Source organism: Enterococcus saccharolyticus subsp. saccharolyticus (assembly GCF_029023825.1).
In the GTDB taxonomy this organism is placed as follows: domain Bacteria; phylum Bacillota; class Bacilli; order Lactobacillales; family Enterococcaceae; genus Enterococcus_F; species Enterococcus_F saccharolyticus.
In genome coordinates this window covers 1,562,878-1,576,405 of record NZ_CP118957.1, presented here as the reverse complement: position 1 = coordinate 1,576,405, position 13,528 = coordinate 1,562,878, and the positions used below count along the sequence as shown (strand labels likewise).

Sequence of the window (13,528 nt, the reverse complement as noted above, 5' to 3'; positions counted from 1 at the left end):
TTATTATTTGTGGTATCATTAAAAAAAATCGTGATAAAAGGAATGAAAGAAATGGTCAAATATGAAGAAATTAAACGGAAGCATGCTCGTTTTCCAGCCTATGCAGACGATGCAGGTGTGAAATTACAACCTAAAAATAATCGTCCAACTTTTAAAAGTGATGATAATTGGATTATTACTGAAGCTGCCAAGCATCCACAACCTGTTGAAAGTACGGCAGAACGTGCTCTCCGTCGCTCACCTCGTGTGAGTCAGGGGAAAGCAGGGCAAAGTATTCGCCAAAAAGAAGAACTAAGCAAGCATCGTAAAAATCTCCCAGACTATAATAAACGCTATCAACCAGAAGTTACACCAACAGGGAAAAAACGTTTATTTGGTGATACAGTGGCGCATAGTACGTATCAAGTGACAGAGAAGCGTACAGAAACAACACGACCAACGATTACGAAAGAACCAGTTGAAAAGTCTCCGTTTGTTCCTAAATACATTCCTGCATCCATCATACCTGATGAACACACTTCGGCTGTTTCAGAAGAAGAATTGATGGAATCGATGGAGAAAGAAGAATACATGTTATTTGATACAGAACCTGCTGCCTATCAAGCACGCAAAGATTCTGATCCAGCTGTTCGTAAGTTTAATTCTAATCCGTCCGTTAAAATGACAAGAAGTCAGTATCGTGCGAATTCAAAGAAAAAATAAGAAGAAGTAAAGCGATTTAAGTTGCATTCGCTAAATATCCATGTTATACTATGTAAGTAATACTTTTTGATATGTAACTATAATATGTTTATCTTTATAAAAAATGATACGCACTTCTATTTGCACTTCACTCGTTATTACAAAATAAACACACATGATGTGTAATTTGGAGGTACGTTATGAATAACGGTACAGTAAAATGGTTTAACTCAGATAAAGGTTTTGGCTTTATCACAGCAGAAAATGGAACAGATGTGTTTGCACACTTCTCAGCTATCCAAGGTGAAGGTTTCAAAACTTTAGAAGAAGGTCAAGCAGTGACTTTTGATATTGAAGAAGGTCAACGTGGACCTCAAGCAACAAACATCGTTAAAGGTTAATTTTCTAGTCAACTATCATTTAGGTAGTTGACTTTTTTATGGAAAAAAACAAGACTTCCAGTTTACATTGGAAGTCTTGTTTTAGTTTATTGCCAAACACATTCACCGTTATCAGTATAAACGTTGATGATACCAATAGCCATCGATTTCATCCCATTTCCACCATTTTGACGTATCATAATGGAATAATAGGATCTACCAGATTCATCAGTCATTAAACCATTAGTATCAGTAAATGTGTAATTATCAAATTGCGTCGTGTTACCACCACCAGCCAGATAGCTTTTGGCTGACTCAATTGCACCAAACGAATCCATCGGCACTTCATTAAAAGAAGTGGAGTCTGCAGTAGCTGCATGTTCTTGTTCAGCTGCTTGGTATTCGGCAATTTTGGCAGCTGTAAATCCCTCACGAGTATAATTTCCTAGATAAATATAAGTGTTACCATCGATAGTTAACGTACCATCGGGTTCTAAAATAAAATCTGTTGTTCCAGTGTCGCTTGTCATGGTCATTACTGGTTTGCCATCTGTATTAAAACGAAATGAATAATTCGGATAAGATGGGGGAGTATCATTAGGACCAGCAGTGGCAGTAGCAAACGATCCGTCATTCGCTATGAAAAATAATATATCTGTTTGAGGAAGTCCCCAGCCACCGACAAAATCAGCAAGTGTTGGTTCAATCGTTGAAGATGCAACGGTTGATTGTACAGTTGATTTTTGAATAGTTGTTTCGATCGTCTTGTTTTCCAAATTCATGGTTGTTGCTGTAATTGATTCTGTAGTAGTTGATTCTTCACTTGAATGATCACTTACAGAAATGGCTGAATTTGTGGCGGAGTTGTTCACTGTTTCGTTTTTATCGCAACCGACCAAGAAAACGGTAGCAAAAGTTATTAACAAACTACTTATAAAAATTTTTTTCATTTAAAAACCTCGTTTCTTTATTAGGATAATAGTGGAGTATTTTTCGAAATGTGAGAGGTTAGGTATAGTGTAAATGTTATCGAATGCTTAATAAAGGTATCTTACTGTTCAGATTACCATGTTTTGGAGTCTTAAAACTATTTATGTCGTAAACGTCGTAAATTTATGCCTGAACGTCATACAATTGTTTGATTTCAAATTCATAAGTATTAACTAAAAAATATGATTCGTTCAATTTAGCAAAATATCATATAATGGATAATGAAACGTGCAAAAAGATAATTATATACAATAGAGAACAACAGTGTTCGTAGAGAAGTCAACTGATTCTATTGATAAAACCAATAATTGATATCATTATTCCAATGCTCTTAGCATTCGTTGTGTTACTTACATTGCTTACTTATATAGACAATTACCTATGTAAAATTGTCTATATAAGGAGGTTGAGTTATGCTTGTCTCTAAACGCTTAGTGTTAAAGCAATTAACGAAAAAAGAAGTCGTCCCATTTTATCAAAATCATCGTGACCCCTCCTTAAAACATTGGATACCTAATAAAGTTTACCAAGATTTAGATGAAGCGGCTCACGCAATTGATTTTTTTCTGATTGTGTGAATAAGAAGAAGCTGCCATATGTTTTAGGGATTTTTTGTAAGGAAAATAAACTATTAATTGGGAATATTGGAATGAATGTTGTTGATGGAATAACAGATCAAATAGAGATTGGTTACAGTATTTGCGAAGCTTATTGTAACCAAGGATATGCTACAGAAGCAGTTCAAGCAATGGTGGAATTTGTTTCAGAAGAATTGAAAATAATGTATTTACAGGGAAGAGTATTAAAAGGAAATTTGGGATCACAGCGAGTGTTAGAAAAAATGGCTTTACTTTTATGAGAGAAGAATCTAGTAGCGATGATTATTATGGTCAAGGTATGTTTGTTTATGTTTACGACAACTACAAGAAAATAAGATAGCTTACATAAAAAAATGATTCCATTTTAGAAAAACAATACCAAATTAAAAAAGTGCTATCAGATTATATATAAGAAAAAATAAAAACTCCATTACCTAATTTATAAGTAATGGGGTTTTACTATGCGGACGATGGGACTTGAACCCACACGAGCGTACGCTCACATGACCCTCAATCATGCTTGTCTGCCATTCCAACACGTCCGCAATAACAGTTAAAATCTTACTTTTTATTTGGATATTTGTCAATACTACAATTCTTATTTTTTTAGTAAAAATGAATAATAATACTTCACGTTTTTTCAGAAAATTTGCTATAATAGGTACACTGAAAAAAGTTCTATGGAAGACGCAGCAATACAGTTCAATATACATTATGTATATTTATGAAAAATTGTTAATAAAGGTGTGTCAAAGACAAACACACCTAGCAGACCATTGTTAAAAGGTGAAAATCTACCTAATAAAGGCACCTACAAATTTACAGTGGCTACCAACGTAAGAACAAAACCTGGATTGGGGCATAGTGTGGTAGCTGTGTATCATTCAGGTGATACTATAACTTATATAGGAAAAGTGATTGCGGATGGGTATGTATGGCTTAAATATATTAGTGGTAGTGGTAAAGTGCGTTATGTCGCAGTAGTTTAATAAAATAACCGTGTTGTGTTTTGCTTATAAAAACCCCCACGCTGATGATAAAGGCGTGGAGGTTGTTTATATTATAGAAAAAGATAAGAAACTGATGGTAACAAATAGGCTACCAAGACAACTAAAACTAGATAAAATAGCACTGTGAATCCTTTATTTTGATGTTTCTGTTTTAAATTAAATGATACGAAGACTAGAATAAGAATTATAATCAGCCCTGTAATGTAAGCATAAATCATTTTAACACCACCAATTTCTAGTTATGAAAATGAAAGGTATGTTTTTAGTCGATTGTCAACAATATTTCCTTTGAGCCTAACTGTTGTATTGAAACTAAAATCGCTGATACCGAAACTGGTTTTACCTTTTACGCCTGATGTAGTTGAGGTAAAATAAGGTTTTCCTAAGTCAGTACTCCAAATAATACCGTTTGACCAAGCCCCGTAAGCATTTGTAATTTTTTTGTTCTTTACAGTTACTTTGTATCCAAAATTTGCTGTTACACCAATAAACTTAACGTCAAATGTTTTATTTGACAATGCTTGATCAATATAACTTCTGGTAGAAAAACTCGTAGATGGAATTTCTTCAGAAACTACCAATTGACCAATAATTTCACCTTCATCATTTTTTATATCTGTAGAAGCATAACTGCTGTTTAAATCTACAGATAGTTCTTCTGCATTTACCTCAGATAGCACACCAAAAACAGTGAAAGTAGTAAAAGCAAATAACAATAATAATTTTTTCATATAAAACCTCCTTGAACTAATGAATAATATATACCACAAAATAAACCCTAGAAACCATTTATAGCCCAAACGTTGAATATCTTGTCCTGAACGTTCATTATTTATTAAGTTTCCTTTAAAAAGAGAAAATTGTTTGTTTTTTATATAATATAGAAAATATTGTTCTGAACTATCTTAAGTATTTACTGTTGTATAAAACATTTATGCTTTCATAAAAGGAGAGACGAAATTTGAATTTATTTCTGAACGTAAAAAAAGACCTTAGCTAAGGTCTTTTTTCATTTTGGAGAAGATTCCCTTTACATATACCACAAAATAAACCCTAGAAACCACTTATACCCTGAACGCTTTATTTATTATAGTACAATACCGTTTAACCGCAAATTGATCACGCTTATTACAAAGTTTCCTATTATATACATAGGTTAAATTTTGAATGAAAAAATAACCTACTATCGATTTAAAAGATAGTAGGTTATAATAAATGTGGAAGACGGGACTTGAACCCGCACGAGTCGAAACTCCTACGACCCTCAATCGTAGATGTCTGCCTATTCCATCACATCCGCATAAGTACATATGAAAAGTTACCTGTCTGCCATTCCAACACATCCGCAGTAATCAGTTAAAATCTTACTTGTTATTTCAAGGTTTGTCAATACTCCAGTTCTTACTTTTTTAGTAAAAATGAATAATAATACTTCCCGTTTTTTCAGAAAATTTGCTATAATAAGTACACTGAAAAAAAGTTCTATGGAAAATGCAGAAATACAGTTTAATATACCCTGTGTATATTCATGAAAAGAGGATCTTACTATGAGAAATTTTGAAAAATCTAGTAAACTTGAAGGTGTTAGTTATGATGTGCGTGGTCCTGTTTTAGAAGAAGCAGATCGCATGCAAGAAGAAGGAATCAGTATTTTAAAATTAAATACTGGTAATCCCGCAACATTTGGTTTTGAAGCACCCAATGAAATTATTCGTGATCTGATTATGAATGTGAGAGAGTCAGAAGGATACTCTGATTCGAAAGGTATTTTTTCAGCACGTAAAGCAATTGAACAGTATTGCCAATTGAAAAATTTCCCGAATGTGACGATTAATGATATTTATACAGGAAATGGTGTTAGTGAACTAATTACAATGTCTATGCAAGGGTTATGTGACAATGGAGATGAAATTTTAGTGCCGATGCCAGATTATCCATTATGGACAGCATCTGTTTCATTGGCAGGAGGTAAGCCGGTTCATTATATTTGTGATGAAGAAAGCGATTGGAATCCCGATATTGCAGATATTCGTTCAAAAATAACTTCTAAAACAAAAGCGATTGTTTTAATCAATCCCAATAATCCTACCGGTGCTGTTTATCCAAAAGAAATTTTAGAACAAATCGTTGATATTGCACGTGAATTTGATTTAATTATCTTTTCTGATGAAATTTATGATCGTTTATTGATGGATGGTCACCAACATGTTCCGATCGCAACTTTAGCCCCTGATCGTCCAGTCGTGACGTTTAGTGGTTTATCTAAATCTCATCGTGTCGCAGGATTCCGTGTTGGATGGATGGTTCTTAGTGGTGACAAACGACACATTAAAGATTATATTGAAGGGTTAAATATGCTGTCGTCAATGCGTTTATGTTCAAATGTATTGTCACAACATATTGTGCAAACAGCATTAGGTGGCTACCAAAGTATTGATAAATTATTATTACCAGGTGGTCGTATTTATGAGCAACGTGAATTCATTTACAATGCGATTAATGATATTCCGGGACTTTCAGCAGTGAAACCCAAAGCTGCTTTTTATATGTTCCCTAAAATTGATACGAAACGTTTTAACATTTTAGATGATGAAAAATTTGTATTAGATTTTCTACATGAGCATCACGTTTTGATGGTTCATGGTGGTGGGTTTAATTGGCAACAACCGGATCATTTTAGAATTGTGTATTTACCAAATATTGAAGAATTGAAGTTAACAGCAGATAAAATGCGTGAATTTTTATCAACTTACAAACAAAAATAAAAAAATGGAGGAGCGAGTAATCGCTTCTCCATTTTTAATCAGAGATTTTTTCGCATACTTTTTTACTAATCACCATGCGACCACTAAATTTGTCCATAATTTCTTTAGAAGGGTCGTTAACTTGTATTAAAAATGAATTTTCGTATTCTCGTTCAATAAATCCAAATAAAGTGAGGTTTTCCCATTTAAATGTTACGTTTGTTTTCGTTTCCATACGTGTCACTCCAGTCTAAATAATAAAGAATTCCGAACATTTTTCGGTAAAATCTTCTTTTTTTAACATTATGTGTTAAAATAAATAAAAAAGAAAATGCGAATTCGCATATTTTGGAGGATATATGTCAAAGCAATTTGAAACTTTTGGCGAGACGATAAAACGCTTACGGAAAGAGCGGAAAATGACTCAAAAAATGTTAGCACAAGGGATTTGTGCGCAAAGTGTTTTAAGTCGCATTGAAAATGGTGTAGAAGTTCCCAATGTGATTGTTTTACAAAGTATCTGTCAACGCTTAAACGTCACGTTGGACCAGGTTCTGCATTCAGAATCTGACGAGATCCAACGAATTAAATTCTTATTTAGTCAAGTGCATTATCATTTAATTCATCAAGAGTATCAAAAAATGGAAGAATTACTAAAAAGTTCTCATTTAATTGATCATTTGTATTTAGATACAGAATTTCAGCTTTACTATTATTATTTAGGCAGTTGTGAATACTTTTTATACCAATCCTACGATGCCTCCATTCAGTCATTAAAAAAAGGATTATCTTATACTTATAATAAAGGAAAGAAGAATATTTCTCCTATTGAAATTCAATTACTAAGTTGTTTAGGTCGAGTATTTGGAGATACTGGGAATATTGAAAAAGCCGAGTTTTATTTAAAAACAAGCTATGAACTGATTGAGCTATTACCTGGTGAACTGACACATTTTGAATTGATAAAAGCATTTTACAATTATGGTAGTTTTTTGTTCCAAATGAAGCAATATGATCAAGCCTTAGAAGTTTCGGAACAAGGAATTTTATGGGCACAACAACGGCGTAGCTATTATTATTTAGAAGAGCTTTTTTCGCTTTCTGGATTGATCTGTCAAAAAATGCATTTAGTAGAAGAATCAAAAGAGTACTTGACGTTATCTACTTATGTATCAAAAATACGCTAAATGGTGTAGACCTTTCTTGACTTCTAAAGCAAATAGGAGTAATTTTAGGATAGTAAGAATACAGAGGAGAGAGTTGAATGAGAACTTTTATAAGCGCAGATAAATTTTTCTTAAAATCAATGGTAAAAGGTTCCGGATATTTAGAAATTGTTGATGGGAAATTTGGAGATTATACGTCTGAATTACCTGAGGAAGAAGTAGATCTAATTGATCATTCTGGTAAATGGATTGCACCAGGATTGGTTGATACACATATTCATGGCTATATGAATCATGATGTAATGGATAATGATGCTGAAGGAATTAAAGTGATGTCAGATGCCCTGTTATCTTGTGGAGTCACCTCTTTTCTACCAACCACTCTAACGTCAAGTAAAGAATTATTGCGTGATGTAGCAGAAACGATTGGAAGCGTTCATAAAGCGGTAACAGGTGCAAAAATTCAAGGTATTTACTTTGAAGGTCCGTTCTTTACAGAAGAATACAAAGGAGCACAAAATCCTTCTTATTTCGGAAATCCAGATATCGATACTTTCCATGAATGGCAAGAAGCTTCTGGCGGAATTATCAAAAAAATTGCTTTGGCACCAGAACGTCAAGGAGTTCAAGAATTTGTTCAGCAAGTAACTGATGAAGGTGTTGTGGTTTCTTTAGGGCATAGTAATGGTACATTAGAAGATGCGGCTAAAGCTGTGGAAGCTGGAGCAAGTGTTTTTGTACATGCTTTTAATGGAATGCGTGGTTTAAATCATCGTGAACCTGGGATGGTTGGTGCGCTACTAAGCTTGCAAGATGTCTTTTCTGAACTGATTTGTGATGGTCATCATGTTCATCCCGCAGCTGCCGGTGTATTGATGGAAAAAGCAGGTCACGATCATGTTGCGTTGATTACAGATTGTATGATGGCAGGTGGTATGCCTGATGGTAATTATGTATTAGGTGAGTTTCCAGTTGTTGTTGAAAATGGTACAGCTCGCTTACAAGAAGGTAATTTAGCAGGAAGTATTTTAAAATTAAAAGAAGCTATTAAAAATGTTGTTGATTGGGAATTAGCAACTCCAGAACAAGCAATTATGATGGCAAGTTTAATTCCAGCAGTTAGTTGTAAAATTGATGATGTTTGTGGGATGATAAAAAATGGTCGCGATGCCGATTTCATTGTTTTAAATCCTGATATGACTTTAGTTGCAACTTACTTAGATGGTGTAGAACGTTTTAATGCATCTAAATAAAAATTGGAACGGAGTGAAGAATATTCACTTCGTTTTTTTATTTCGAATAATAATAAAAGATGGTATAATTAAGTAAGATAAAGTGTTTTATTCCTTGGTGCGAATCCCATGCTCCCAGAAAATCCCTAGGAGATTCGCATCATAAAAATGATGTTAAATGATAAAACGATGAGGAAATAAATGTGATTATATTCGATTTTGTACAAAAATAAATCGCCGTGTTGCAGTCTTCATGACTGCATGGATTGAAATTGCTAAAACAGGTAATGCTGCTGTGTTCACTGGGTGTTGCAGTCTTCATGACTGTATGGACTGAAATGTTTTAGTGATGAAGATGTGAAGGATTTTACTCTGTTGCAGTCTTCATGACTGCATGGATTGAAATCATAAAATGCGTCATACACATGCTACTTTTTTATGTCGCACTCTTCCTCACTACTAAACAAAAGACAAAATCATTACTCTTCTATATCATTTTTAAAGCGAGCACAGTCTTATGTCTCGTTTTTTTATTGCGGAAAAACGTCTGTATTCTTATTTGTTTGTGTTACACTAAAGAAAAAGGAGGAGGTAAAATGAGTTACATTGATGTGATCGATGAAGTGAAAAAATACCAAATGGGTGATACGATGATTATGGCTAATGATGGTGTCACGTTTGGTGTTGAAAAAGGGGAAGTAGCTGTGATTTTAGGACCAAGTGGTGCGGGAAAATCGACAGTTTTAAATATATTGGGTGGTATGGATAGTTGTGATAGTGGTCAAATTATTATTGATGGTGTTGATATTGCAAATTACAATGCCAAACAACTAACCGCTTATCGTCGAGATGATGTCGGGTTTGTGTTTCAATTTTACAATTTAGTTCCTAATTTAACTGCAAAAGAAAATGTAGAGTTGGCGGCTCAGATTGTAGAAGATGCGTTGAATGCAGAAGAGATTTTAACACAGGTAGGGTTAGGGCATCGGATGAATAATTTTCCTTCTCAATTATCTGGAGGTGAACAGCAACGTGTCACGATTGCACGTGCATTAGCAAAGCGACCAAAACTTTTGTTATGTGATGAACCAACGGGGGCGTTGGATTACGAGACAGGAAAACAAATCTTACAAATTTTAGAAGATACTGCACGAAACACTGGGACTACAGTTATTATCATTACGCATAATTCGCAAATTGCGCCGATGGCAGATCGAGTGATTCGAATCAATGATGCAAAAGTTCGTAGTATTGAGCATAATGAAACACCAATACCAATTGCTCAAATTGAATGGTAAGGAGGACACAAATGAAAAAGACAGCTCTCCTTAAAAGTAGCATTCGAGAAATCAAACAATCGCCGGCACGCTTTTTTTCCATTTTAGGAATTATTTTTTTAGGTGTCGCTTTTTTTGTAGGTATTGGTGCGACTGGACCAGATATGATCCAATCGGCAGATGATTATTATAAGAAGCAACAGTTATCAGATGTTGCAATTTATTCCAGTCTCGGATTTTCTAAAGAAGACCAGACCTATCTAGAAAATCAAAAAAATTTGGAGACTATCGCACCGCAGTATGTAACTGATATTCAATTAGCTGATAAAAATGAAGTGGTCCGTTTTTATAGTTTGACAGATACGTTAAATCAACCGATAGTAGATTCAGGTAAACTACCAAAAAATGATGAAATTGTTTTAGATATCCGTGCGAAAGAACATTATAAAATTGGCGATATTTTTAAGATTCAAGAAAGTGATGATTCTGAAAAAAATTTAAAAAAATATGAATTTAAAGTAGTCGGATTTGTTACATCACCAGAATTTATAGATAACGCCAAGCGTGGGAATACGAATGTGGGCAATGGTGCGATTGATTATTTTGCTTTACTGCCAGAAGCAATATTTCAAATGGATGCCTATGCACGTATGTTAGTTTCATTTAAAAATGTACGTTCAACAACGGCTTATTCTGAAACGTATGAGGCACAAATGGACAAGAATCAAGACCGATTAGATCAGTGGTTGGAGCCTCGAAAAGAAGCACGTTTGTCCGAAATTAAAGAAACTGCCAATCGGGAGTTAGCAAAAAATCGTAAAAAGATTCAAGAGGGCGAAGAACAATTAGCAAAAGCCGAAAAAGAATTAAAACAGGCGAAAGAAAAATTAGACCAAGGACAGCGTGAACTAGCAGTAGCAAGACAAACATATAATGATAAGATAGCCGCTGCCAAAGCTGAAATCCAATTACGTGAACAACAAATTGCAGAAGGTGAACGAGAAGTAGCCACAAATGAAAGAACGTTAACAGATGCGCAACGTGAAGTTGATCGTCAAGCCGGCTCTTTGGATGCGTATGAAACACAACTTTCACAATTAGAGACCCAACGTCAACAATTAGAAGCTACCTTGTATCAGTTACAAACAGCGCAGCAAACCTTTCGAGAAATTGAAACGTTAACTGCTCAAGTGAATACGGTACCAGAAGAAGAATTGGTCCAAGTATTAAATGATATTAAAATGAATTTACAGTTGTTGTTAACGCAATTACCAGCAGAAAATGACTGGAAAAGCACCATTCAACAAATTCTTGATGAACTGTCTCCGGAAACGCTCATAACACTTGTCCAAGACATTCAGGGGATTGGTGGCATGATTGACGCCCAAATTGCGACCATTGAAGATAACCTTGCGCAAATGAGTACAGGAATGAATGACATTACTCAAGGTCAAGCACAAATCCAAGCAGGGCAGCGTCAACTAGATGACGGAAAACAACAAATTGAGCAAGCAAAACAACAATTAGATGAGGGAAAACGACAGTTAGCAGAAGGCAAACAGACACTTGCAATCGAGGAAGAACGTGGTGCCAATCAACTACAAGCAGCTGAAAAAGAATGGCAAACAGGAAAGCAACAATATGAAGATGGGTTAGCAGAATTTACGAAACAAAAAGAAACAGAGTTACCAAAATTAAGAGAAGCGATAGCAAAACTAGCAAAAGAACAAAAACGAATTGATGAATTGAAACCAGCTGCTTTTACGGTTGTTGACCGTGAGAGTAATCCAGGTTACGCAGAATATGAACAAAATGCCAATCGTATTTCATCGATTGCGACGGTGTTTCCAACCATCTTCTTTTTAATTGCAGCTTTAGTGAGTTTGACAACGATGGGTCGAATGATTGAAGAAAAACGAGTGGAAATTGGTACATTAAAAGCCTTAGGTTATAAAAATGGCGAAATTTCTCAAAAATTTTTACTTTATTCTTTATCAGCAGGTCTATTGGGAAGTCTATTAGGTTTAGCAGTCGGTTTTTATCTTTTTCCAACGATTATTATTAGCGCATATGGACAGTTATATAATATTAAAGAATTTGTGACACCTTGGTATGTAGGCTATAGTAGTATTGGGATAGTCGTAGCGTTGGTTTGTACTGTCGGGATTTCACTGGTTGCTTTACGGGTTGATTTATTCAGTTCGCCAGCTGCATTATTGCGTCCTAAAGCGCCTAAAGCAGGCAAACGTATCTTATTAGAATATTTCACACCGTTATGGAAACGTATGAGTTTTATTCAAAAAGTCACCATGCGTAATCTCTTTCGTTATAAATCGCGGATGTTCATGACAATTTTTGGGATTGCAGGATGCACAGCGATGATTCTCACAGGTTTTGGGTTACGTGATTCAATTAGTGATGTCGTGCCTATTCAATTTTCAAAAATTTGGCATTATCAAGGAATTGTATCTTTTAAAGAACAACCAACAAAAGCAGCCTATCAGACATATCTGGATGAATTAGCGAAATTTGACGATTATCAAACGCATTTAGCCATTGGTTCTGAGACATTCACGACAGAACAAAAAGGAACAGCTAGTCAGGATGTTACCGTATATGTACCCGAAAATGTCACGGAATTACCTGATTTTGTTTTATTTAATGACCGTCAAACGAAAGAGGTCTCTTATTTAACCGATGAAGGAGCGATTATTAATGAAAAACTAGCTGGATTATTCCATTTATCTGTAGGTGAAACATTGACATTGAAAAATGCGGATAATCAAACCTTTGATGTGAAAATTTCAGCGATTGTTGAAAACTATGTTGGGCATTTTGCCTATTTAACACCGCAAACTTTTAAAAAGGTTTTTGATAAAGAACCTATCTATAATACGGATTTAGTCGTGTTCAAAGGTGATCGAACCAAAGCACAAGAAAAGCAAATTGCCGAAAAATTGATGGCCCAAGATGAAATCATTAATGTGAGTTTCTTGTCGGATTCGTCGACTGCTTTAGATGAAACAACTGGGACTTTGACCATCGTCGTTTGGGTCTTGATTATTTCAGCAGGATTGTTAGCATTTATCGTGTTGTACAACTTAAACAATATTAATATTTCCGAACGGATTCGCGAATTATCTACGATTAAAGTATTAGGCTTTTATGATAAAGAAGTGACGATGTACATTTATCGAGAAAATATTTTTCTAACATTCTTTGGTGTGTTGGTTGGTTTAGCGATGGGGATTTTATTGCATAGCTATGTGTTACAAACTGTCGAAATGGACATGCTGATGTTTTCACCAACCATTCATCCCGTTAGTTATGTGTACGCAAGCTGTATTACCATTTTCTTCACGTTAGTAGTGGGGATTGTGATGTATTTGAAATTGAAAAAAGTAGATATGATTGAAGCTCTAAAATCAAACGAATAAGAGACTGAAATT

13 protein-coding genes and 2 tRNA genes are annotated in these 13,528 nt (G+C 34.7%); 10 read left to right on the top strand and 5 right to left on the bottom strand.

From position 1 onward, the window contains the following. Positions 1-51 precede the first annotated feature (51 nt). Positions 52-702, top strand: a complete 651-nt coding sequence (locus PYW32_RS08145; RefSeq protein ID WP_016174800.1) for a hypothetical protein — start codon at positions 52-54, stop codon at positions 700-702. A 179-nt stretch (positions 703-881) separates the two neighbouring features. Further along, a complete protein-coding gene (locus PYW32_RS08140; protein ID WP_016174801.1) occupies positions 882-1,082 on the top strand; it encodes a cold-shock protein in 201 nt (66 codons plus the stop codon). Between the two features lie 86 nt (positions 1,083-1,168). Here PYW32_RS08140 and PYW32_RS08135 read toward each other — a convergent pair whose 3' ends face one another. After that, complete coding sequence (locus tag PYW32_RS08135; RefSeq protein ID WP_016174802.1) at positions 1,169-2,011, bottom strand: DUF4950 domain-containing protein; 843 nt, start codon at positions 2,009-2,011, stop codon at positions 1,169-1,171. A 453-nt stretch (positions 2,012-2,464) separates the two neighbouring features. Between PYW32_RS08135 and PYW32_RS08130 the strand changes: the two genes are divergently transcribed. Then, positions 2,465-2,629 (top strand): hypothetical protein, encoded by a 165-nt coding sequence (locus PYW32_RS08130; RefSeq protein WP_016174803.1) that lies wholly within the window; start codon positions 2,465-2,467, stop codon positions 2,627-2,629. Continuing rightward, on the top strand, positions 2,626-2,910 hold the full coding sequence (locus PYW32_RS08125; RefSeq protein ID WP_245558527.1) for a GNAT family N-acetyltransferase: 285 nt from the start codon (positions 2,626-2,628) through the stop codon (positions 2,908-2,910). Before PYW32_RS08130 ends, PYW32_RS08125 begins: the two co-directional genes overlap by 4 nt. 202 nt (positions 2,911-3,112) lie before the next feature. Here the strand turns inward: PYW32_RS08125 and PYW32_RS08120 are convergent. Next, positions 3,113-3,195 (bottom strand) — tRNA-Leu (locus PYW32_RS08120). Positions 3,196-3,396: 201 nt separating this feature from the next. Here PYW32_RS08120 and PYW32_RS08115 point away from each other — a divergent pair. Next, positions 3,397-3,639: an SH3 domain-containing protein gene (locus PYW32_RS08115; protein ID WP_016174805.1), complete on the top strand. Its 243-nt coding sequence runs from the start codon at positions 3,397-3,399 to the stop codon at positions 3,637-3,639. Positions 3,640-3,899: 260 nt separating this feature from the next. Here the strand turns inward: PYW32_RS08115 and PYW32_RS08110 are convergent, their stop codons facing one another. Continuing rightward, complete coding sequence (locus PYW32_RS08110; protein ID WP_016174807.1) at positions 3,900-4,391, bottom strand: DUF5626 family protein; 492 nt, start codon at positions 4,389-4,391, stop codon at positions 3,900-3,902. A 485-nt stretch (positions 4,392-4,876) separates the two neighbouring features. Continuing rightward, a tRNA-Leu gene (locus tag PYW32_RS08105) sits at positions 4,877-4,960 on the bottom strand. Positions 4,961-5,207: 247 nt separating this feature from the next. Between PYW32_RS08105 and PYW32_RS08100 the strand changes: the two genes are divergently transcribed. After that, positions 5,208-6,425, top strand: coding sequence for a pyridoxal phosphate-dependent aminotransferase (locus PYW32_RS08100; RefSeq protein ID WP_016174808.1), 1,218 nt, complete (start codon positions 5,208-5,210; stop codon positions 6,423-6,425). Between the two features lie 34 nt (positions 6,426-6,459). On the opposite strand, the gene PYW32_RS08095 is transcribed toward PYW32_RS08100, so the two are convergent. Next, positions 6,460-6,639: a hypothetical protein gene (locus tag PYW32_RS08095; RefSeq protein WP_016174809.1), complete on the bottom strand. Its 180-nt coding sequence runs from the start codon at positions 6,637-6,639 to the stop codon at positions 6,460-6,462. Between the two features lie 124 nt (positions 6,640-6,763). On the opposite strand from PYW32_RS08095, the gene PYW32_RS08090 reads away from it, so the two are divergent. The 4 genes from PYW32_RS08090 (at position 6,764) to PYW32_RS08075 (ending at position 13,516) form a co-directional block, all read left to right on the top strand. After that, on the top strand, positions 6,764-7,591 hold the full coding sequence (locus tag PYW32_RS08090) for a helix-turn-helix domain-containing protein (protein WP_016174810.1): 828 nt from the start codon (positions 6,764-6,766) through the stop codon (positions 7,589-7,591). Between the two features lie 77 nt (positions 7,592-7,668). Then, on the top strand, positions 7,669-8,823 hold the full coding sequence (gene nagA, locus PYW32_RS08085; RefSeq protein WP_016174811.1) for an N-acetylglucosamine-6-phosphate deacetylase: 1,155 nt from the start codon (positions 7,669-7,671) through the stop codon (positions 8,821-8,823). A 575-nt stretch (positions 8,824-9,398) separates the two neighbouring features. Further along, positions 9,399-10,100 carry an ABC transporter ATP-binding protein gene (locus tag PYW32_RS08080; protein ID WP_016174812.1) on the top strand — a complete coding sequence of 234 codons (702 nt, stop codon included), beginning with the start codon at positions 9,399-9,401 and terminating at the stop codon, positions 10,098-10,100. Positions 10,101-10,111: 11 nt separating this feature from the next. Continuing rightward, on the top strand, positions 10,112-13,516 hold the full coding sequence (locus PYW32_RS08075; protein WP_016174813.1) for an FtsX-like permease family protein: 3,405 nt from the start codon (positions 10,112-10,114) through the stop codon (positions 13,514-13,516). Positions 13,517-13,528 lie beyond the last annotated feature (12 nt).